The organism is Streptomyces sp. NPDC001843, from assembly GCF_042891955.1.
Taxonomy (GTDB): domain Bacteria; phylum Actinomycetota; class Actinomycetes; order Streptomycetales; family Streptomycetaceae; genus Streptomyces.
This window is the reverse complement of the sequence record NZ_JBIATQ010000017.1, coordinates 107,520-127,836: the sequence shown is the minus strand read 5'-3', so window position 1 is coordinate 127,836 and position 20,317 is coordinate 107,520. Positions and strand designations below refer to the sequence as shown.

The window sequence follows — 20,317 nt, the reverse complement described above, 5'->3', positions numbered from 1 at the left end:
GGCCCGTACCCCGCCCGTTCCTTGACCTGCCCCGCAAGCGGGCCGAAGATCAGGTGGCATGACGCAGGTTCAGGGAAGCACGGTCGACGGGGTGTTGCGGCGCAGCGCCCGCCGCACCCCGGCACGTGTCGCGGTGGAGTACGGCGAGCGCGCGTGGACGTACGAGGAACTCGACGACGCCGTCTCCCGCGCGGCCTCCGTGCTCCTCGGCGAGGGCCTCGCCCCCGGTGACCGGGTCGGCGTCTACGGTCACAACTCCGACGCCTGCCTGATCGCCTTCCTGGCCTGCGCCCGCGCGGGCCTCGTCCACGTGCCGGTCAACCAGAACCTGACCGGCGACGACTTGGCGTACATCGTCCGGCAGTCGGGCAGCGCCCTGGTGCTCGCCGACCCCGACATCTCCGGCCGACTGCCGGACGGCGTACGGGTGTCGCCGCTGCGGGACGCCGACGACTCGCTGCTGGCACGACTGGCGGACGCGGTGCCGTACGACGGTCCGCAGCCGCGTACCGAGGACCTGGTGCAACTGCTGTACACCTCCGGCACCACCGCCCTGCCCAAGGGCGCGATGATGACCCACCGGGCCCTGGTGCACGAGTACCTCAGCGCCATCGCCGCACTGGACCTGAGCGCCGGTGACCGGCCGGCGCACGCCCTGCCGCTGTACCACTCGGCCCAGATGCACGTCTTCCTGATGCCCTACCTCGCCGTCGGCGCGACGAACGTCATCCTCGAAGCGCCGGACGGGGACCGCCTGTTCGACCTGATCGAGACGGGCCGCGTGGACAGCCTGTTCGCCCCGCCCACCGTGTGGATCGGGCTGACGAACCGCCCCGACTTCGCCACCCGCGACCTCGGCGGTCTGCGCAAGGCGTACTACGGGGCGTCCATCATGCCCGTCCCCGTTCTGGAGCGGCTGCGCGAACGGCTGCCGGAACTGGCCCTGTACAACTGCTTCGGCCAGAGCGAGATCGGCCCCCTGGCCACCGTCCTCTCGCCCGACGAGCACAAGGGCCGGCTGGACTCCTGCGGGCGGACCGTGCTGTTCGTGGACGCGCGGGTGGTCGACGAGAACGGCGAGGACGTGCCCGACGGCACGCCCGGCGAAATCGTCTACCGTTCACCGCAGTTGTGCGAGGGCTACTGGGACAAGCCCGAGGAGACGGCCGCTGCCTTCCGCGACGGCTGGTTCCGCTCGGGGGACCTGGCGGTACGGGACGCGCAGGGCTACTTCAGAATCGTCGACCGGGTGAAGGACGCCATCAACTCCGGTGGGGTGCTGGTCGCCTCCCGGCAGGTGGAGGACGCGCTGTACACGCACGAGGCCGTCGCCGAGGCGGCCGTGATCGGCCTGCCCGACGAACGGTGGGTCGAGGCCGTCACGGCGGTCGTCGTCCGGCGCGGCGAGGTAACCGAGGAGGAACTGATCGCCCACGCACAGGAGAAGCTCTCCGCCTTCAAGGCGCCCAAGCGGGTGCTGTTCGTGGACGAACTGCCGCGCAACGCCAGCGGCAAGATCCTCAAGCGGGAGCTGCGGGACCGGTTCAGCGGCTGACCGTCACCGCCCTTTCGGTCAGCATTCGCTCCCGTCGTAGTAATAGCTGTACGCGGCGGCGTAGCCCTTGCGATAATCACTGTTCTTGCTCGAAGGGCTGAACCCATCGCAATTCCGGGCGTCCTCGCGACCGTCGTTCCAGCCGCGTTTGTAGTCGGCGCGCGACTGGGGGGGCGAGGGTGTGCGCCGTCGGCGCCGTGACCGCTGCCGAGACGGGCGGTACGGCCATGGCCTGCGATGTCACGCTCGGCAGGAGGGTCAGGCTTCCGGCGGCGGCTGCGCCTACGAGCAGTTGCAGGAATCGCTTCATGCGCATGGTATTTCCCTTTCCCTCTGCGTACGCGCGTGATTCGCCCGGCTGCACAAGGAGAGAAGACGCCCTCGGGGCGGCGTATTGCGCCATGGACGCAGAGTCTTCGACGCGCTGATCCATATCAGCCGACCGTCTACATTTCGACGGTATAGCGCCCTGTACGGCATGTCCACTTGCGCGGGAGCACCCCTGGTGGAGGCCAATGGCACGCCCACTGAGCAGTGTGCAGCTGACGGTGGGTCGGTTCCGGAAAGCTACCTGGGGCGCAGGTCCACGATGCGGCGGATCTTGCCCACCGAACGCTCCAGCGACTCCGGTTCCACGATCTCGACGGCGACGGAGACACCGATGCCGTCCTTCACCGCCGCCGCGATGTCCCGGGCCGCCGCGTCCCGTGCCTCCGGGCCGGCACCGGGACGGGCCTCGGCGCGCACGGTGAGCGAGTCCAGGCGGCCCTCGCGGGTGAGCCGCAGCTGGAAGTGCGGGGCGACGCCCGGGGTGCGCAGAACGATCTCCTCGATCTGCGTCGGGAACAGGTTCACCCCGCGCAGGATCACCATGTCGTCGCTGCGGCCGGTGACCTTGGCGATGCGCCGGAACACCCGGGCGGTGCCCGGCAGCAACCGGGTCAGGTCACGGGTGCGGTACCGGATCACCGGCATCGCCTCCTTGGTCAGCGAGGTGAACACCAGCTCACCCTCCTCACCTTCCGGCAGCACCTCACCCGTGACCGGGTCGACGACCTCCGGGAGGAAATGGTCCTCCCAGACGTGCAGGCCGTCCTTGGTCTCCACGCACTCCTGGGCCACCCCGGGCCCGATCACCTCGGACAGCCCGTATATGTCGACGGCGTCGATCGCGAACCGTTCCTCGATCTCCCGCCGCATCTCCTCGGTCCAGGGCTCGGCACCGAACACACCGACCCGCAGTGAGGTGGAACGGGGGTCCACGCCCTGCCGTTCGAACTCGTCGAGCAGCGTGAGCATGTAGGACGGAGTGACCATGATGACCCCGGGCCCGAGGTCCTGGATCAACCGGACCTGCCGTGCCGTCATGCCGCCGGACGCCGGGACGACCGTACAGCCCAGCCGCTCGGCACCGTAGTGGGCGCCCAGCCCACCGGTGAACAGCCCGTACCCGTAGGCCACATGGACCGTGTCACCGGGCCGCCCGCCCGCCGCCCGGATGGAGCGGGCCACCATGTCGGCCCACATGGACAGGTCGTTGTCCGTGTAGCCGACCACCGTGGGGCGTCCGGTGGTGCCGCTGGAGGCGTGGATACGCCGGATCCGCTCGCGGGGCACGGCGAACATCCCGTACGGGTAGTTCTCCCGCAGGTCGGCCTTGGTGGTGAAGGGGAAACGGGGCAGGTCGGCGAGCGAGCGGCAGTCCTCCGGGCGGACCCCGGCCTTGTCGAAGGACTCCCGGTAGAAGGGCACGTGGGCGTAGGCATGCCGCAGGGACGCCTGGAGCCGCTCCAGCTGCAGCGCCCGCAGCGCCGGCGCGTCGAGCCGTTCGCCCGCGTCGAGCAGGTCCCTCGCCTCCACCATGGATGCTCTCCCTCAGCCGCACCATCCTCTCGACCGATCGTTCGGTCGAGTCCTCGATGCCAGTCAACGCCGCCCGGCCCGCCCCGGGCAAGAGGTCGGCCGCACTTGGGAGAACTACGTTGCGGCCGGCCGGGCCGTGGCACATGATCGGCACCATGCCGACCTTCACCGCGCCCGACGGGACCCAGCTCGCCTACCACGTCCGCGGCGAGGGAGAGCCCCTCGTCGTCCTGCCGGGCGGTCCGATGCGGGCCTCCGTCTACCTCGGCGACCTGGGCGGACTGACCGCTCACCGCAGGCTCGTCCTCCTCGATCTGCGGGGCACCGGCGACTCCGCGCCGCCGGCGGATCCGGCGACGTACCGGTGCGACCGCATGGTCGGCGACGTGGAGGCGTTGCGCGCCCATCTGGGGCTGGAGCGCATGGATCTGCTCGCGCACTCGGCGGCCGGCAGCCTGGCGACGCTGTACGCGGCGCGGTGGCCGGCACGGGTGCGGCGGCTCGCGCTGATCACCCCCAACCCGTCGGCCCTCGGCATGCGGGCCACCGTCGAGGAACGGCTGGCGGTCGCCCGGTCCCGCGCGGGCGAGCCGTGGTTCGAGAAGGCGCTCCCGGCGCTGGAGGCCTTGCTGACGGGGGACGGCGATTTCGACCTCGCGTGCGTGCCCTTCTTCTACGGGCGCTGGGACGAGGCCGCGCGGGTCCACGACGCGGCCACCGAGGAGGAGACCAACGAGGAAGCGGCCGACGTCTACTCCTCCGACGGCGCCTTCGACCCCGACGCGACCCGCGCCGCACTCGCCGACCTGACCGCCCCGGTCCTCGTCCTCGCCGGTGAACTGGACGGCAACCCCCACCCCGAGCTCGCCCGCCGCACCGCCGAGGCCTTCCCGCACGGCACACTCGCGGTGCAGCCCGGCGCCGCCCACTACCCGTGGCTCGACGACCCGGAGTGGTTCGCCCGCCGCGTCGCCGACTTCCTCCGCACACCCGCCCGGCCCGGGGCGTGCTACCGGTCCGCCGACACCGCAACCTCCCGCGCCCACCGGTAGTCGGCCTTGCCGCTCGGTGACCGCTGGATGGACTCCGTGATCACCAGCTGGCGCGGGACCTTGTACCCGGCCAGCTGGGTACGGCAGTGGGCCTGGATGTCGGCCAGGGACGGCAGGGCGGCGCCCTCGCGCAGCTGCACCACCGCCGCGACATGGTTGCCCCAGGTGGCGTCCGGCACGCCCGCCACCAGGGCGTCGTACACGTCCGGGTGCGACTTCAGCGCCTGTTCGACCTCCTCCGGGTAGACCTTCTCGCCACCCGTGTTGATGCACTGGGAGCCGCGCCCGAGGACGGTGACGACGCCCTGCTCGTCGACGGTCGCCATGTCACCGAGCAGCACCCAGCGCCGACCGTCCCTCTCGAAGAAGGTCTCGGCGGTTTTCCCCGGGTCGTTGTAGTAGCCGAGCGGTACATGACCGCACTGCGCGACCCGGCCGATCTCACCCGGTGCGACCGGCTCGTGGGTGACCGGATCCATCACGGTGGTACGGGAGTTGACGCGGATGCGGAAACCGCGCTCGGGGCCGGAGTCCTCCGTCGCCGTTCCGTTGAACCCGGACTCCGAGGAGCCGAAGTTGTTGAGCAGCATGGCGCCCGGGACCAGCTCCCGGAACTGGCGGCGCACCGTCTCGGACATGACCGCGCCCGACGAGGAGACGCTGAACATCGAGGAGCAGTCCGTGCCCTTCATGGGCCCGCTGAGTGCGTCGATGAGCGGGCGCAGCATCGCGTCGCCGACCAGGGACATGCTGGTGACCCGCTCCTTCTCGATCGTGCGCAGGACCTCCTCGGGGACGAACTTGCGGTGGATGACGACCCGTTGACCGAAGTTGAAGCCGATGAAGGCGGTGAGGGTGGAGGTGCCGTGCATCAGCGGGGGCGTGGGGAAGAACGTGATCCCCGAGCCGCCCGCCGCGACCCGCTCGGCCAGCTCCTCCGGCCTCTTCACCGGTTCACCGGTCGGCGCCCCGCCGCCCAGCCCCGCGAAGAAGAGGTCCTCCTGACGCCACATCACCCCTTTGGGCATTCCGGTCGTCCCGCCGGTGTAGATGATGAACTGGTCGTCGCCCGAACGCGCCGGGAAGCCCCGCTCGGGAGACCCACCGGCCTCGGCCTCGGGAAACGGGACGGCGCCGGGCACCTCGGCCGGCCCGCCCACCACCAGCAGATGCCGCAGCTTCGGCGCACGCGGCAGCGCCGCCGCGACCCGGTCGCCGAACTCCGCGTCGAATACCAGCGCGACCAGGTCGGCGTCCCGGTAGAGGTAGACCAGCTCCTCCTCGACGTACCGGTAGTTGACGTTCACAGGCACGATCCGGGCCTTGAGACAGCCCAATACCGTCTGCAGGTACTCGACACCGTTGTACAGATGCAGGCCCAGATGCTCACCCGGCCGTATCCCGCGGTCGATCAGGTGGTGGGCGACGCGGTTGGCGGCGGAGTCCAGTGCCGCGTACGTCAGACGGCGCTCGGCGCCCGTGCCGGGGTGGTCGACGTACACGAGCGCCTCACGGTCCGGAACCGCGTCGACGACCGACTCGAACAGATCGGCAAGGTTGTACTCCACCGCTCCTCCTGACCCCGGGCAGTCGTACCTGGCATCTGTCGGCTCGCCGGTCATCAGAGCAAAGGGCGCGGCAACTGGGAAGAGTTTCCGACGAGAAATCTGACTGTCTGTCAGAAAACCCTTGAAGTGCCCCCTCCACTACTGCAACCTGTTCTCGTTCTGTCAGAGGGGAGATGGGCGATGGGTGGAACCGAACACCTCACCGTGCGGCGCGAAGGCGCCACACTGGTGCTCACGCTCAACCGGCCCGAGGCCAGGAACGCGCTCTCGTTGCCGATGCTCGTCGGTCTGTACGACGGCTGGCTCGCGGCCGACGAGGACGACGCGGTCCGCTCCATCGTGCTCACCGGAGCCGGAGGCGCCTTCTGCGCCGGCATGGATCTGAAGGCACTGGCCGGCAAGGGCATGGAGGGGCAGCACCACCGGGACCGGCTCAACGCCGACCCCGACCTGCACTGGAAGGCGATGCTGCGCCACCACCGCCCGCGCAAGCCGGTGATCGCCGCCGTCGAGGGCCACTGCGTCGCGGGCGGCACCGAGATCCTTCAGGGCACCGACATCCGGGTCGCGGGCGAGTCCGCGACCTTCGGACTCTTCGAGGTCCGGCGCGGCCTGTTCCCGATCGGCGGCTCCACGGTCCGCCTGCAACGCCAGATCCCGCGCACCCACGCCCTGGAGATGCTGCTCACCGGACGGCCCTACACCGCCCGGGAGGCCGCCGGCATCGGCCTGATCGGGCACGTCGTCCCCGACGGCACGGCGCTCGAGAAGGCGCTGGAGATCGCCGAGCAGATCAACGCCTGCGGCCCGCTGGCCGTGGAGGCCGTCAAGGCGTCGGTGTACGAGACCGCCGAGCTGACCGAGACCGAGGGGCTGGCGGCCGAACTGAAGCGCGGCTGGCCCGTCTTCGACACCGCTGACGCCAAGGAAGGCGCCCGCGCCTTCGCGGAGAAACGGCCCCCCGTCTACAAGCGTGCCTGACCCTGGAGGAGAGCCTTCCATGCCAGACGTCCTCAAAGCGCCCCTCGTCGTGGAGTTCCCCTTCACCCGCTCTCTCGGCCCCGTCCAGAGCGCCTTTCTCACCGGACTGCGCGAACGCCTCGTCCTGGGGGTGCGCACGGGTGACGGACGCGTCCTCGTCCCGCCCGTCGAGTACGACCCCGTCACCGCCGAGGAGATCCGCGACCTCGTCCATGTGGGCGTCACCGGCACGGTCACCACCTGGGCCTGGAACCCGGAACCGCGCCGCGGCCAGCCTCTCACCACCCCCTTCGCCTGGGTCCTGGTCCGCCTCGACGGCGCCGACACCGCCCTGCTGCACGCCCTCGACGCCCCCGGCCCCGAGGCCGTGCACACCGGCATGCGGGTCCGGATCCGCTGGGCCGAGGAGCGTTCCGGCGCCATCACCGACATCGCCTGCTTCGAGCCGTACGACGGCGACGACACCGAAGTCACCGTGCACGCGGGCGAGTTCGAGGAACCGGTCACCGGCATCGTCGCCCATGCCCGCCTCGACTACACCTACTCGCCGGGCCGCGCCCAGTCCGCCTACATCAACGCCCTCTCCGGCCGGCGGACCTTCGGGGAGCGCTGCCCGTCCTGCCGCAAGGTGTACGTCCCGCCGAGGGGCGCCTGCCCCACCTGTGGGGTCGCCACCTCCGAACAGGTCGAGGTCGGTCCCGGCGGCACCGTCACCACCTTCTGCATCGTCAACATCAAAGCGAAGAATCTCGACATCGAAGTGCCCTACGTCTACGCCCACATCGCCCTCGACGGCGCCGACCTCGCCCTGCACGGCCGCATCGGCGGCATCCCGTACGACCAGGTGCGGATGGGCCTGCGGGTCGAGCCGGTGTGGACCGAGGGAGCCCGCTACCCCGACCACTACCGGCCGACCGGCGAACCCGACGCGGACTACGAGACGTACAAGGAGCTGCTATGACGCGGGACATCGCGGTCGTCGCCTTCGCCCAGACCGACCACCGGCGCACCAGCGACGAGCTCTCCGAGGTGGAGATGCTCATGCCCGTGCTGCACCAGGTCCTGGACCGGACCGGGCTGAAGACCGCCGACATCGACTTCACCTGCTCCGGCTCCAGCGACTACCTCGCCGGCCGCGCCTTCTCCTTCACCCTCGCCCTCGACGGCGTGGGTGCCTGGCCGCCCATCTCCGAGTCGCACGTCGAGATGGACGGCGCGTGGGCGCTGTACGAGGCATGGACCAAACTGCTCACCGGCGACGCCGACACCGCCCTCGTCTACTCGTACGGCAAGTCCTCGCCAGGCTCCGTGCGCGACGTGCTCACCCGGCAGCTCGACCCGTACTACGTCGCCCCGCTCTGGCCCGACTCCGTCGCCCTGGCCGCACTCCAGGCGCAGGCGCTCATCGACGCCGGGCAGACCGACGAGCCGGCACTCGCCGCGATCGGGGCGCGCAGCAGGGCCGATGCCACCGCCAACCCGCACGCCCAGCTGCGGGGCCCGGTACCGCAGGGAAACTACCTGGTACAGCCCCTGCGCACCGGCGACTGCCCGCCCATCGGGGACGGGGCCGCCGCCGTGATCCTCGCCGCCGGGGACCGCGCCCGCGAACTGTGCGCGCGGCCCGCCTGGATCCGGGGCATCGACCACCGCATCGAGGCCCACGGTCTGGGGGTGCGCGACCTGACCGACTCACCGTCCGCCCGGCTGGCCGCCGAGAAGGCGGGGGCCTTCGAACGGCCCGTGGACACCGCCGAGTTGCACGCGCCGTTCAGCTCGCAGGAGGTCGTGCTGCGCAGGGCGCTGCGGCTCGACGACAGCGTCACCGTGAACCCCTCCGGAGGGGCCCTCGCCGCCAATCCGATCATGGCCGCGGGACTGATCCGCATCGGCGAGGCCGCCGCCCGTATCCACCGCGGTGCCAGTGACCGGGCGCTCGCCCACGCCACCTCCGGCCCCTGTCTGCAACAGAACCTGGTCGCCGTCCTCGAGGGGGATCCCCGATGAGCAAGGAGCCCGTGGCCGTCACAGGGATCGGCCAGACCAAGCACGTGGCGGCCCGCCGGGACGTGTCGATCGCCGGACTGCTCCGGGAGGCCGCCGTGCGGGCCCTGGAGGACGCCGAGTTGACGTGGGCCGACATCGACGCCGTGGTCATCGGAAAGGCGCCCGACTTCTTCGAGGGCGTCATGATGCCCGAGCTGTACCTCGCCGACGCGCTCGGCGCGGTCGGCAAGCCGATGCTGCGGGTGCACACGGCCGGTTCCGTCGGAGGATCGACCGCCCTCGTCGCCGCGAACCTCGTCGCCGCCCGGGTCCACGGCACCGTCCTCACCCTCGCCTTCGAGAAGCAGTCCGAGTCCAACGCCATGTGGGGCCTGTCCCTGCCGATTCCCTTCCAGCAGCCGCTGCTGGCCGGCGCGGGCGGCTTCTTCGCCCCCCACGTACGCGCCTACATGCGGCGCAGCGGAGCACCCGACATGGTCGGCTCCCTGGTCGCCTACAAGGACCGGCGCAACGCCCTGAAGAACCCCTACGCCCACCTCCACGAGCACGACATCACCCTGCAGAAGGTCCAGGCCTCCCCGATGCTGTGGGACCCGATCCGCTACTCCGAGACCTGCCCGTCCTCGGACGGCGCCTGCGCGATGGTCCTCACCGACCGGGCCGGCGCCGCCCGTGCGCCCCGGCGGCCCGCCTGGATGCTCGGCGGCGCCATGCGCAGCGAGCCGACCCTGTTCGCCGGGAAGGACTTCGTCTCCCCGCAGGCCGGCAAGGACTGCGCCGCCGACGTCTACCGGCAGGCCGGCATCGCCGACCCGCGGCGGGACATCGACGCCGTCGAGATGTACGTGCCGTTCTCCTGGTACGAGCCCATGTGGCTGGAGAACCTCGGCTTCGCCGACGAGGGCGAGGGCTGGAAACTCACCGAGTCCGGTGTGACCGAACTCGACGGGGACCTGCCCGTCAACATGTCGGGCGGGGTGCTCTCCACCAACCCCATCGGCGCCTCCGGGATGATCCGTTTCGCGGAGGCCGCCCTGCAGGTCCGCGGGCAGGCCGGAGAACATCAGGTGGAGCGGGCCCGGAAGGTGCTCGGGCACGCCTACGGCGGCGGATCGCAGTTCTTCTCCATGTGGCTCGTGGGCTCCCAGCCGCCCGACTCCTGAAAGTCCCGCTCACGTGGCCTGTCGGCGGTCGGAACCGATCGCTAGGCTGGCCGCGGACGACGAACCGGGAGGAGCAGGGACGTGGCCGAGAGCACCACCCAGCAGAAGCCGCTCATGGGCTGGGACAAGCCGGAACTGGACCTCAGCAGCGCCGAGTGGCGGTCCAGCAGCCGAGGCCTGGGAGATGTCCAGATCGCCTTTGTCGAGGGATTCATCGCGATGCGCAACAGTGACCGCCCGGAGAGCCCTTCCCTGATCTTCACCCCCGCCGAGTGGGGCGCCTTCGTCTCCGGCGCGCGGGAGGGGGAGTTCGATCTCACCTAGGACTTGTCCGGCCGATCATGTGACCACTCCGTGTCCGGGTCGTTGATGTGGACATGGGGCGGGGTGATCTGAGTGATGCTGAGTGGGAATGGCTGCGGCCGTTCCTGCCGGTCAGCAACAGGCGTTGTGGCAGATGGCGGGACCACCGGCAGGTGATCGACGGCATTTTGCACCGGGTGCGGACCGGCGTGCAGTGGCGTGACCTGCCCGAACGGTTCGGTCCGTGGAAGACCGTCTACGAACGCCACCGACTGTGGTCGGGCGACGGGACGTGGGAGCGTCTGCTCCAGCAAGTCCAGGCCGCCGCCGATGCGGCGGGTGAAATCGACTGGGACATCTCGGTCGACTCCACCATCGTGCGGGCGCATCAGCACGCGGCCGGCGCCCGTACCGACCCGCCGCCGGCTCCGGCATCAAAGGGGGCCGAGACGACAGAACATCAGGACGAAACCGCGTGGCAGAGCCTGCACGCCCGCCTGGTGGAGGTGGTGCGGGAGGTGAGGGTCTGGGCCGCTCGCGCGGCGGGTTCACCACCAAGCTCCACCTGAGCGCCGACGGCCGCTGCCGCCCACTGTCTCTGATCGTCACACCAGGTCAGCGGGCGGACTGCACTCAGTTCAAGCCTGTCCTGGAAAAGATCCGCGTCCCGAAGCCCGGCCCCGGCAGGCCCCGCAAGACGCCGGACAGCATCGCGGCCGACAAGGCCTACAGCAACGGACCCTGCCGCCAGTACCTGCGAAGCCACGGCATCCGGCACACCATCCCCGAAAAAGCCGACAGCCAGGCCGCCCGCCTACGCAAAGGCTCACGCGGCGGACGACCACCAAGCTTCGACGAAGAGCGCTACAAGAAACGCAACACCATCGAACGGGCCATCAATCGCCTCAAACAGCACCGGGCAGTCGCCACCCGCTACGACTGTGAGGATGTTCGGGTGCCGCTTCGAGCGGTGGCCTGACTCGCGCTACGACTGGCCCTGGTGCCTTGAGTTTGATCTGTCGGCCACTACTTGGGGCGGTACCTGCTGCCGCCGGGCAGGGGACGTGTCCCGATAGGGGCCTTCGCGACAGGCACCGTCACAGTCTTGACCGCCCCCGGTCCGGCGACGGCCACCGGTTCCCGAGGCGATCAGGAGACAGGCGACCTTGCCCAGCATCACGCAGCCCAGCGCCCTATGTCACGTCCCAGCGGAGGCTGAGGACGTCGTACTCGGAGTGGACACTCACAAAGACGTCCACGCCGCGGCCGTCATCACCGTGCTCGGCGCCGCCCTGGACGGCCGCAGCTTCCCCGCGACCGCGGATGGCTACCGGCAGCTCCTCCACTGGGCACGATCTTTCGGCGTGCTGCGAAGGGCCGGCGTGGAATGCACCGGCCCTTACGGAGCCGCCCTGGCACGGCACCTACGCGCCGAGGGAGACGAGGTGACCGAGGTCAACCAGCCTGACAAGGCCGCCCGACGCCGGCACGGCAAGACTGACGCCATCGACGCCGAGGCCGCCGCCCGTGCCGTGCTGACCGGACGCGCCACCGCTGCAGCGAAGACCAGCGACGGCCCGGTAGAGATGCTCCGGCTGTTCAAGCTGGCAAAAGGGTCCGCGATCAAGTCCAGAACTCAGGCGATCAACCAGCTCAAGAGCGTCCTGGTCTCGGCTGACACCGCCCTGCGCGAGTCGCTGGCCGGGCTGAGCAACCCGCACCTGTTCAAGCGGTGCGCCGACCTGGATGCTCAACACGTATCCGGGCCGGCCGGGGCTGCCCGCCACACCTTGAGGCTGCTGGCCCGCCGCATCCGGCACCTGACCGAGGAGATCGACGACCTCAACAAACGGATAGCCGAGGCCGTCGAAGTCAGCACGCCGGGCCTGCTGGAAGTCCGTGGCGTCGGCCCGGACAGCGCTGCCGCCCTGCTCATCTCGGCCGGCGACAACCCCGAGCGGCTGGTCAGCGAGGCGTCCTTCGCAGCTTTATGCGGCACCAGCCCGGTCGAGGCCTCCTCCGGAAAGACGCAACGACGCAGGCTCAACCGCGGCGGCGACCGCCAAGCAAACGCTGCTCTCTACCGGATCGTCCTCAGCCGTCTGCGCTGGGACGACCGGTCCCGGGACTACCTGCGGCGACGTTTGGCCGAAGGCAAGACACGCCGCGAGATCATCCGCTGCATCAAACGCTACGTCGCACGGGAGATCTACCGGCTCATCGTCCCGACACGCACCCCCGCTGGCGGATAGAACCCCGGCCCAGTCGGTGTTTGACATCCATAGGGGCATCAAACGCCGCTACGTCTACCTCGGCACAGCAACCGTCGCTGCCCTCACCATCTGGCTCCGATCATGATCGGCCGGACAAGTCCTAGGCCTGTCCTCAGGACAGGCCCGGTCGGCCGAACGGGACGGGCGGCGGCCGGAGGGGGCGCATGAGACGCCGCCCACACGGCGCCGAACGCGTCCGGGCACGTACCATGGCCGCATGTCGTTCCTCCGCCGCCGCAGCGCCACTCCAGCCGGGCCCGACTTCGACGTACTGGCCATGGACCCGGGCGACTGGCCCGGCAACCTGGGCGCCGGACTGCTGCCCGCCCCCGACGGCAGCTGCCAGGGCGTCTTCCTGCGTTACGACCTGTTCGGCGGCCGGGGCCCCGCCATGATCATCGGCAACCTTCCGGAGGGCTCACCGGCCCGCGAGGTCGCCGACGGCGAGATCCCCTTCGAGGTGGCCCAGCTGCTGCTGGCGCTGGAGAACGACGAGGAGATCACCGTCACCGGCACCGAGGACATGCCGGTGCTCCAGGGCGACAACCTCCTGATCGTGCGTCGGCTGAAGCTCTCCGAGAGCCGGATCTCCTGCGTGCAGTTCGACCGCAGCGACGGCGTGCTGGTCACCATCGCCGCTTGGGACCGCCCCATCACGGACGACCTGTACGCCCTGCTGAAGCCGCTTCCGGCGGAGCTGTTCCAGCAGGGCTGACACCAAGGGCACGGCTATCCGGCGGACGGCTCCACCGTGACGTCGGCGGCGCGCACGAACGCCACCCGGTGGCCGAACTGGATCTCGTAGTACAGGTCCTTGCCGACCACGACCCGGTGCGAGTCCGTGGTGAAGGTGACCGAGTAGAAGTACTCGCCGGGCAGCACGTCACCGACCACGTACCGCTGCCCCGCCGGCAGTGTGTACGGCAGCGGTGACACGGACTGGACCGGCACCCCCGCCGGGTACGCCTCCTTCTCCGGGTACGCGCGGCCGTACACCGGCACGCTCTCCACACCCTCCTTCGGCGTGACGACCAGGCCGGCGGCGTTCACCGCCGTCGGCTCGTGCCGCGGGTTGCGGAACCAGGCTTTCTGCCCGAGGTACCAGATCGCCGTCCAGTCGCCCCAGCGGTCGGCCACCGCGTACTGCTGGCCGGTCGACACCCGCGAGGACAGGTCGTTCACCCCGGTGGTCGGGTCCGTAGCCAGGCCGATGTCCTTGATGAGGGCGGAGTTCTCGTCATGGTCGGAGTACAGCCGCACCTCGCTGGAGCCGTGCGCCGCGCACGGCTCGCCCTTGGTGACACAGCCCGTGTACACCGGCTGGTTCGCCGCGTAGTCCGGCCGGATCGTCACCAGTCCGCCCCTCTTGCCCGCGGTGCTGTGGAGGGGACGGCCGAGCAGCTCGAAGTAGTGCCGCCAGTCCCAGTACGGACCCGGGTCGGTGTGCATGCCGGGGATGTAGGACGTGGTCGGACCCGGAACGGTGTCGTGGCCGAGGATGTGCTGCCGGTCCAGGGGGATGCCGTACCGCTTCGACAGGTACCTCACCAGCCGGGCCGAGGACCGGTACATCGCCTCCGTGTACCAGGCGTCCGGCGCGGCGAGGAAGCCCTCGTGCTCGATGCCGACCGATTTGGCGTTCACGTACCAGTTGCCCGCGTGCCAGGCCACGTCCTTCGCCTTCACATGCTGGGCGATCAGACCGTCGGTGGAGCGGATGGTGTAGTTCCAGGACACGTAGGTGGGATCCTGGACCAGGTTCAGGACGCCGTCCCAGGTGCCCTCGGTGTCATGGATGACGATGTACCTGATGCTCTGCGACGCCGGGCGGTCGCCCAGGTCGTGGTTGCCGTAGTCGTTGTCCCCGAACTCGGCGTACGGCGCCGGGACCCACTCGCACGACACCCTTCGCGGGCACTCGGTGCCGTCGTCGGAGACCGTGCGCAGTCCCGTCCGCTCCAGTTGGGCGGTGTCCGGGCTCAGCCGCGGCCGGGCGGTCAGGGTGACCAGCTCGCCCGCGTCCGTGGTGCGCCGCTCACCGGTGCGCAGCACGTCGTAGACGTCGTTCGCGTACGCCGCCGCCGTCGCCCGGTCGTCCGCTCCGGAGAAGCGGGCCACCGCGCCGTACCAGTCGGCCGGATCCGCGCTCAGCGGCTCGCCCAGGTCCTTCTGGGCGGCGGCGAGCAGGGCGGCGCCGCCGGCCACGTTGGCCGCCGGGTCGGTGCGCAGCTTCCCGGTGGGGATGCCGGTCAGCCCGGCCGCCTTCGGCAGCGTCTCCAGACGGGCGGGCGGCGACGCGGAGCCCGCCGGGACCCGCGGCGTGGGGTGCAGGGCCGCGCGGGCGGCGTCGCCGCGGGGATCCTCGGTGCCCTCGGCGAGGTGCTCGGTCGCGGCCAGCGCGGTGCGCGCGTCGGTGAGGTGCATCGGGCCGTAGCCGCCGGTGACGCTCGGCGCTCCGGAGTGCGCGTCCCAGCGGGACTGCAGATAGGAGACGGCCAGCAGGACGCTCTGCGGCACCCGGTACTCGGCGGCGGCGGAGGCGAACGCGCGCTGCAGCCCGCCGGTGGAGGACTGCGTGGCGCTCGGCGAAGGGGCCGCGCCCAGCAACGGGACCAGAAGGGCGGCGGAGGAGACGGCAACGGCCGTCCTGCGCTTGCGTCTGCTGCCGGCAGTGGGCGTCTGGTCGGTGGCGGATCCTCGCAATGCAGCCTCCTGGGACGGACGGGCGTGCGGGGCCGAACGGTGGGTCAGTGGTACCCGCTGGCCGACGATCCGTCAATCATGCCCGGAGGAAGGGAATTTCCCATGTCACACAGGGGGACGGGAGTTTCGTGGCGAAGGCCCGCGGGCCTGCGGGGCGTCAGTGGAGTACACCAATGCCCGCACCGAAGGCTCCGGCACAGCGAGGTCCGCGGTACGCCGCCGCTCATGGCGCACCGCGGACCCCGTGTCCCCGTCAGCGAGTGCCGACCGCCGCGCGTACCGCCCTGCGGGCGAGCTGGCAGTCGTCGTGCAGCCGCCTGAGCAACAGCCGCTGTTCCTCGCCGGACGGCGCAGCACCCGGGTGAGCCACGCCCGGTGCCGCCGGGGTCGTGTCGTGCATCGAGCGCTGCACGGCCGTCTCGTACGTACGGATCTCACGTGTCAGGACCAGCATCAGGTTCACCAGGAAGGCGTCCCGTGAGGCAGGGCCCGCCGACTGGGCGAGCTGGCTGATCTGCCGCCGGGCCACCGGCGCGTCCCCGAGGACCGACCACAGCACCGCCAGGTCGTACCCCGGCAGATACCAGCCGGCGTGCTCCCAGTCCACCAGCACTGGACCGGCCGGTGACAGGAGGATGTTCGACAGCAGCGCGTCGCCGTGGCAGAACTGCCACATGCCCTGGCGGCCCGCCGCATGCGCGATGCCGTGCATGAGTTTCTGCAGGTCGCCCAGGTCGCGGTCGGTGAGCAGCCCCAGCTCGTGGTACCGGGTGATGCGAGCCGCGTACTCCAGGGGCCGGTCGAAGGTGCCCGCCGGGGGCCGCCAGGCGTTCAGCCGGCAGATCGCGGCGAGGGCCGCCCGGACGTCCGCCCGGGGCGGGGCCTCCACAGGGTGCCGCTGGAGGGCCGCCACCCGGCCGGGCATCCGTTCGATGACCAGGGTGCAGTTGTCCGGATCCGCCGCGATCAGTCTCGGCACCCGGATCGGCGGCCGGTGCCGGACGAACGAGCGGTATGCGGCTATTTCGTGCTTGCTCCGTTCCGCCCAGGCGGGGGAGTGGTCCAGGAGACACTTGGCGACGGCCGTACTCCGCCCCGTCGTCCCGACCAGGAGCACGGACCGTCCGCTGCGGCGCAGCACCTGCACCGGGGCGAACTCCGGGCAGATCCGGTGCACCGAGGCGATCGCGGTGCGCAGCTGTGCCCCCTGGGGGCCGGACAGGTCGAGTCTCCCGCTGAGCGGTTGGGTGCCGGGCCCGCCGGCGCGCCGCGGCCGGCCGGCCCCGAGCACGGGTGGCCCCGGTCGCGCCGCGGGGTCCAGATAGGGTCCGCTGCCCGCCGGGCGGGCACGCAGCGGCCTGGGCGGGGCGGACACGGAGGACGATGCTGCGTACATGGGCGGAAACAGATCCCTTCGTGTGCCTGCGGTGCCTGCCTTGGTGACTCCTCGCGCACAACCCGGCCCGGTCGCCCGGGCGCATCCTGGGGAATGCTCCCGTCATATGAACCGGCGAACCGGGTCGGGGTGGCGCGTTCCTACCTGACACCCGGTGACCAGTGGCACACCATCTGGCGCACCCTGGCGAACCCTGGCGAATAGTCGCCCGGCAACCTCCACGGGGCTACTGTCAAGTCAGCCGAGAACCTGGGGGCTTGACGTGAGCGGAGTACCCAACACCCGCCTGGCGGACCTGTTCGGCCTGGCCGGCTGGTCCAAGGGTGAACTCGCGAGGCTGGTCAACAAGCAGGCGGCGGCCATGGGCCACCCGCAGCTGGCGACCGACACCTCCCGGGTGCGGCGGTGGATCGACACGGGAGAGATCCCGCGCGATCCGGTGCCGCGGGTGCTGGCGGCTCTGTTCACCGAGCGTCTCGGCCGTGTCGTGACCATCGAGGACCTCGGTCTGGTACGGCACGGGCGTGCGGGGAAACGGCAGGGCGGCGGGAGTGTGGAACATCCCGACGGTGTGCCGTGGGCGCCCGAACGGACCGCCGCGGTCCTCACCGAATTCACGGGAATGGACCTCATGCTCAACCGACGCGGCTTGGTGGGCGCGGGTGCCGCGCTCGCCGCCGGATCCGCACTCAGCAGCGCCATGCACGACTGGCTGCACACCGATCCGACCCTGAGGGCCGACGCCCCTGTCCTCGACGACCCTCTGCACGCCGACCCCGCCGGGTTCGACCGCTACGAGGCCGCCCCCATCGGGTCTCAGGAGATCGAGGAACTGGAGCGCTCGGTGGAAGTGTTCCGGGCCTGGGACGCGGCCCGCGGCGGCGGGCTGCAGCGGAAGGCGGTGGTCGGCCAGCTCAACGAGGTGGGCGGCATGCTCGCCTACCGCCACCCCGACCACCTCCAGCGGCGCCTGTGGGGCGTCGCCGCCAATCTCGCCGTACTCGCCGGTTGGATGTCGCACGACGTCGGCCTGGAACCCACGGCCCAGAAGTACTTCGTCATCGCCGCCCATGCCGCGAGAGAGGGCGGTGACCGGCCGCGCGCGGGAGAGGCGCTCTCCCGGGCGGCTCGTCAGATGGTGCACCTCGGCCGGCCCGACGACGCGCTCGACCTGATGAAGCTCGCTCGGTCCGGTTCCGGTGACGAGGTGCTGCCCCGTACCAAGGCGATGCTGTACACGATCGAGGCCTGGGCCCAGGCGTCGATGGGCAAGGGCCAGGCGATGCGCCGCACCCTCGGCCAGGCGGAGGACCTCTTCGTCTCCGACAAGGGCGACGTGCCGCCGCCGAGCTGGATGCAGATGTTCAAGGAGGAGGACCTGTACGGCATGCAGGCCCTGGCCTACCGAACCCTGGCCGAGCATGACCCGAACGCGGCCGGGCAGGCCCAGCACTACGCGGAGAAGGCTCTGGCCCTCAGGGTCGACGGACGCCAGCGGTCGAAGATCTTCGACTTTCTGTCCATGGCCTCCGCCTGCTTCATCGCCGACGATCCCGAGCAGGCGGACCGGTACGCGCGCCTGGCCCTGATGTCGATGGGGTCGAACTCCTCGCACCGCACCTGGGACCGGCTGCGCCAGATGTACCGGCTGACCGCCGAGTACGCGAGCTATCCGAAGATCAATGAGCTGCGGGAGGAGATCAGGCTGGTCCTGCCGAAGACCAAGGGCCAGAGCGCCCGCACCGCATCGGCGTAGATTTCAGGTTCTCCTACCCGCTCACTTTGGCGATGAGCACGCAGGCGTCGTCCTGCCGCTCGTTCTCGCCGAACTCCTCCACGACCGTGCGCAGGCAGTCCTCGGCGGTCCGTGCCGCGCCGAGGCGCGGGCCCAGGTCCAGGAGACGTTCCACGGCTGCCGTCGCTCCCCACTGCCCGGACACGAGTCCGTCCGTGTGCAGGAGGAGCAGGTCGCCGGGCTCCAGGGTCACTTCGGCCTGCCCGTAGTCGGCTCGGCCGGTCGCGCCGAGCAGAACGCCGTCGGGTGGGTTCAGTTCGCGTCCCGTCCCGTCGCGGAACAGCAGCGGGGCGGGGTGGCCTGCCTGCGCCCACACCAGGGTGCGGGTGGCGGGCCGGTAGCGGCAGCAGACCGCGCTGCCGAGTGCCGGTTGCACGGTGGCGTCCAATAACTGGTTGAGCAAGGCCATCAGTTGTCCGGGCTGGGCGCCCGCCATCGCCATGCCGCGCAGTGCGCCGAGCAGCATCGCCATGCCGGAGGCGACGCCGACGCCGTGCCCGGTGAGATCGCCGACGCTGAGCAACGTTTCGCCGTCCGCGAGTTCGAGGGCGTCGTACCAGTCGCCGCCGATCGGCGAGCCCGTCGCGGAGGGCAGGTAGCGCGCCGCGAGGTCGAGTGTCCGTGGTCCTCCGTGCGGGAGCCGCAGGGAGCCGCGCCACGGCGGCAGCACCGCCTCCTGCAGTTCGGTCGCGAGCCGGCGCTCGGTCTGTGCCTGTTCCTGGTGGCGGTGCAGGGAGTCGCGGGTCTCGCACACCTCCCGCTGGCTGCGGCGCAGTTCACTGACGTCCCGCAGCACGGCCCACATCGATGCGGTACCGCCGTCGGCGTCGAGCACGGGCTCACCCATCATGTGCACGGTCCGGACGGATCCGTCGGGACGTACGACGCGGAACTCCCCGTCGATGGGCTTGGCGTCGACGAGGCAGTCGGTCACCATCGACGTCAGCTTCGGGCGGTCCTCGTCGAGGACCAGCGACGGCAGTTCGTCCAGGGTGAGCGCGGGGGCGGCGGGATCGCGGCCGAGGATCTGGTAGAGCTCTCCGGACCAACTGGCCTCGTCGGTCAGCAGGTTCCACTCCGCGCTGCCGACCCGGCTCAGCAGCGAGCCGCCCTGGGTGCCGCCCGCGGTCGCGGGAGGGACAGTGGTCGGCGCCCCGCCGGGGGCGGGCGGAGCGGGCGCCGGGCCGTCCCGAAGCTGTGCCAAGTGGCCGTCGAGATCGCTCAGTTGGTGCAGCGCGAGGTCGCATAGGGCGCGGTGCCACCGCTCCTGCGGGTCCGAACCGTCTCCCGGCGCGTCCCGACGCACCGCGTCCACGTCGCCCTTGAGCCGCCGGGCCTGCGAGATGAGCGCGTCGACCGAGCCACGGCCGGGCGGCTGGGCGGCTGGGCGGTCCGCGGAGAGATGGGACGGCATGACGCACTCCGATGCGGGGACGGTACGGCCAGGGCCGGCGGAAGGGCCGTTACGACTGTTGCACAGCCCGCGACGCGCTGTAAGGGATTTGGCAACACACGATACGGTGGTGCTTCTGGCATATGCCAGAGTCTTTGAAACGCGGTTGACCGGCCCGGACGGCGTAGGTGGCGGGGCGGGCAAGGCGTAGACGAGGTACGTGACTTGACTGATCGACAGGGCTCTGGGCGTAGCGCCCAGGTGA

Annotated in this window: 16 protein-coding genes; 11 read left to right on the top strand and 5 right to left on the bottom strand. The window is 70.8% G+C overall.

Annotation, left to right across the window (positions count from 1 at the left end; translation table 11 throughout):
* Nucleotides 1-58: 58 nt before the first annotated feature.
* Nucleotides 59-1,555 carry an acyl-CoA synthetase gene (locus tag ACFYZQ_RS34150; protein ID WP_389156385.1) on the top strand — a complete coding sequence of 499 codons (1,497 nt, stop codon included), beginning with the start codon at nucleotides 59-61 and terminating at the stop codon, nucleotides 1,553-1,555.
* Between the two features lie 567 nt (nucleotides 1,556-2,122).
* On the opposite strand, the gene paaK is transcribed toward ACFYZQ_RS34150, so the two are convergent.
* The gene (gene paaK, locus ACFYZQ_RS34145; protein WP_389156382.1) at nucleotides 2,123-3,418 is read right to left on the bottom strand and encodes a phenylacetate--CoA ligase PaaK; all 1,296 of its coding nucleotides are present in this window, start codon (nucleotides 3,416-3,418) and stop codon (nucleotides 2,123-2,125) included.
* A gap of 155 nt (nucleotides 3,419-3,573) precedes the next feature.
* Here paaK and ACFYZQ_RS34140 point away from each other — a divergent pair, with 155 nt between their 5' ends.
* Nucleotides 3,574-4,470: an alpha/beta fold hydrolase gene (locus ACFYZQ_RS34140; protein WP_389156379.1), complete on the top strand. Its 897-nt coding sequence runs from the start codon at nucleotides 3,574-3,576 to the stop codon at nucleotides 4,468-4,470.
* On the opposite strand, the gene ACFYZQ_RS34135 is transcribed toward ACFYZQ_RS34140, so the two are convergent.
* On the bottom strand, nucleotides 4,428-6,038 hold the full coding sequence (locus tag ACFYZQ_RS34135) for an acyl-CoA synthetase (protein ID WP_389156376.1): 1,611 nt from the start codon (nucleotides 6,036-6,038) through the stop codon (nucleotides 4,428-4,430). The genes ACFYZQ_RS34140 and ACFYZQ_RS34135 overlap by 43 nt on opposite strands.
* Before the next feature lie 180 nt (nucleotides 6,039-6,218).
* Between ACFYZQ_RS34135 and ACFYZQ_RS34130 the strand changes: the two genes are divergently transcribed.
* The 8 genes from ACFYZQ_RS34130 to ACFYZQ_RS34095 all read left to right on the top strand — a co-directional run bounded on the left by ACFYZQ_RS34130 (nucleotide 6,219) and on the right by ACFYZQ_RS34095 (nucleotide 13,480).
* Nucleotides 6,219-7,019 carry a crotonase/enoyl-CoA hydratase family protein gene (locus tag ACFYZQ_RS34130; RefSeq protein WP_389156373.1) on the top strand — a complete coding sequence of 267 codons (801 nt, stop codon included), beginning with the start codon at nucleotides 6,219-6,221 and terminating at the stop codon, nucleotides 7,017-7,019.
* Between the two features lie 19 nt (nucleotides 7,020-7,038).
* A complete protein-coding gene (locus tag ACFYZQ_RS34125; RefSeq protein WP_389156371.1) occupies nucleotides 7,039-7,980 on the top strand; it encodes a Zn-ribbon domain-containing OB-fold protein in 942 nt (313 codons plus the stop codon).
* Nucleotides 7,977-9,026, top strand: a complete 1,050-nt coding sequence (locus ACFYZQ_RS34120) for a thiolase domain-containing protein (protein ID WP_389156368.1) — start codon at nucleotides 7,977-7,979, stop codon at nucleotides 9,024-9,026. The genes ACFYZQ_RS34125 and ACFYZQ_RS34120 overlap by 4 nt, the downstream gene beginning before the upstream one ends.
* Nucleotides 9,023-10,189 (top strand): thiolase domain-containing protein, encoded by a 1,167-nt coding sequence (locus ACFYZQ_RS34115; protein ID WP_389156365.1) that lies wholly within the window; start codon nucleotides 9,023-9,025, stop codon nucleotides 10,187-10,189. Before ACFYZQ_RS34120 ends, ACFYZQ_RS34115 begins: the two co-directional genes overlap by 4 nt.
* 81 nt (nucleotides 10,190-10,270) lie before the next feature.
* Complete coding sequence (locus tag ACFYZQ_RS34110; RefSeq protein ID WP_388790984.1) at nucleotides 10,271-10,513, top strand: DUF397 domain-containing protein; 243 nt, start codon at nucleotides 10,271-10,273, stop codon at nucleotides 10,511-10,513.
* A gap of 53 nt (nucleotides 10,514-10,566) precedes the next feature.
* A protein-coding gene (locus tag ACFYZQ_RS34105; protein ID WP_389156413.1) for an IS5 family transposase occupies nucleotides 10,567-11,471 on the top strand; the annotation gives its coding sequence in 2 pieces (ribosomal slippage) (nucleotides 10,567-10,911 and nucleotides 10,914-11,471; 903 coding nt in all).
* A 196-nt stretch (nucleotides 11,472-11,667) separates the two neighbouring features.
* Nucleotides 11,668-12,744: an IS110 family transposase gene (locus ACFYZQ_RS34100; protein ID WP_389156411.1), complete on the top strand. Its 1,077-nt coding sequence runs from the start codon at nucleotides 11,668-11,670 to the stop codon at nucleotides 12,742-12,744.
* A gap of 238 nt (nucleotides 12,745-12,982) precedes the next feature.
* Nucleotides 12,983-13,480 carry a hypothetical protein gene (locus ACFYZQ_RS34095; protein ID WP_389156363.1) on the top strand — a complete coding sequence of 166 codons (498 nt, stop codon included), beginning with the start codon at nucleotides 12,983-12,985 and terminating at the stop codon, nucleotides 13,478-13,480.
* 14 nt (nucleotides 13,481-13,494) lie between these two features.
* On the opposite strand, the gene ACFYZQ_RS34090 is transcribed toward ACFYZQ_RS34095, so the two are convergent.
* The gene (locus ACFYZQ_RS34090; protein ID WP_389156361.1) at nucleotides 13,495-15,468 is read right to left on the bottom strand and encodes an N-acetylmuramoyl-L-alanine amidase; all 1,974 of its coding nucleotides are present in this window, start codon (nucleotides 15,466-15,468) and stop codon (nucleotides 13,495-13,497) included.
* Nucleotides 15,469-15,721: 253 nt separating this feature from the next.
* Nucleotides 15,722-16,864, bottom strand: coding sequence for an aminoglycoside phosphotransferase family protein (locus ACFYZQ_RS34085; RefSeq protein ID WP_389156359.1), 1,143 nt, complete (start codon nucleotides 16,862-16,864; stop codon nucleotides 15,722-15,724).
* Between the two features lie 262 nt (nucleotides 16,865-17,126).
* Here ACFYZQ_RS34085 and ACFYZQ_RS34080 point away from each other — a divergent pair, with 262 nt between their 5' ends.
* Nucleotides 17,127-18,620 carry a hypothetical protein gene (locus tag ACFYZQ_RS34080; RefSeq protein WP_389156356.1) on the top strand — a complete coding sequence of 498 codons (1,494 nt, stop codon included), beginning with the start codon at nucleotides 17,127-17,129 and terminating at the stop codon, nucleotides 18,618-18,620.
* A gap of 13 nt (nucleotides 18,621-18,633) precedes the next feature.
* Here the strand turns inward: ACFYZQ_RS34080 and ACFYZQ_RS34075 are convergent, their stop codons facing one another.
* A complete protein-coding gene (locus tag ACFYZQ_RS34075) occupies nucleotides 18,634-20,073 on the bottom strand; it encodes a PP2C family protein-serine/threonine phosphatase (RefSeq protein WP_389156353.1) in 1,440 nt (479 codons plus the stop codon).
* Nucleotides 20,074-20,317 lie beyond the last annotated feature (244 nt).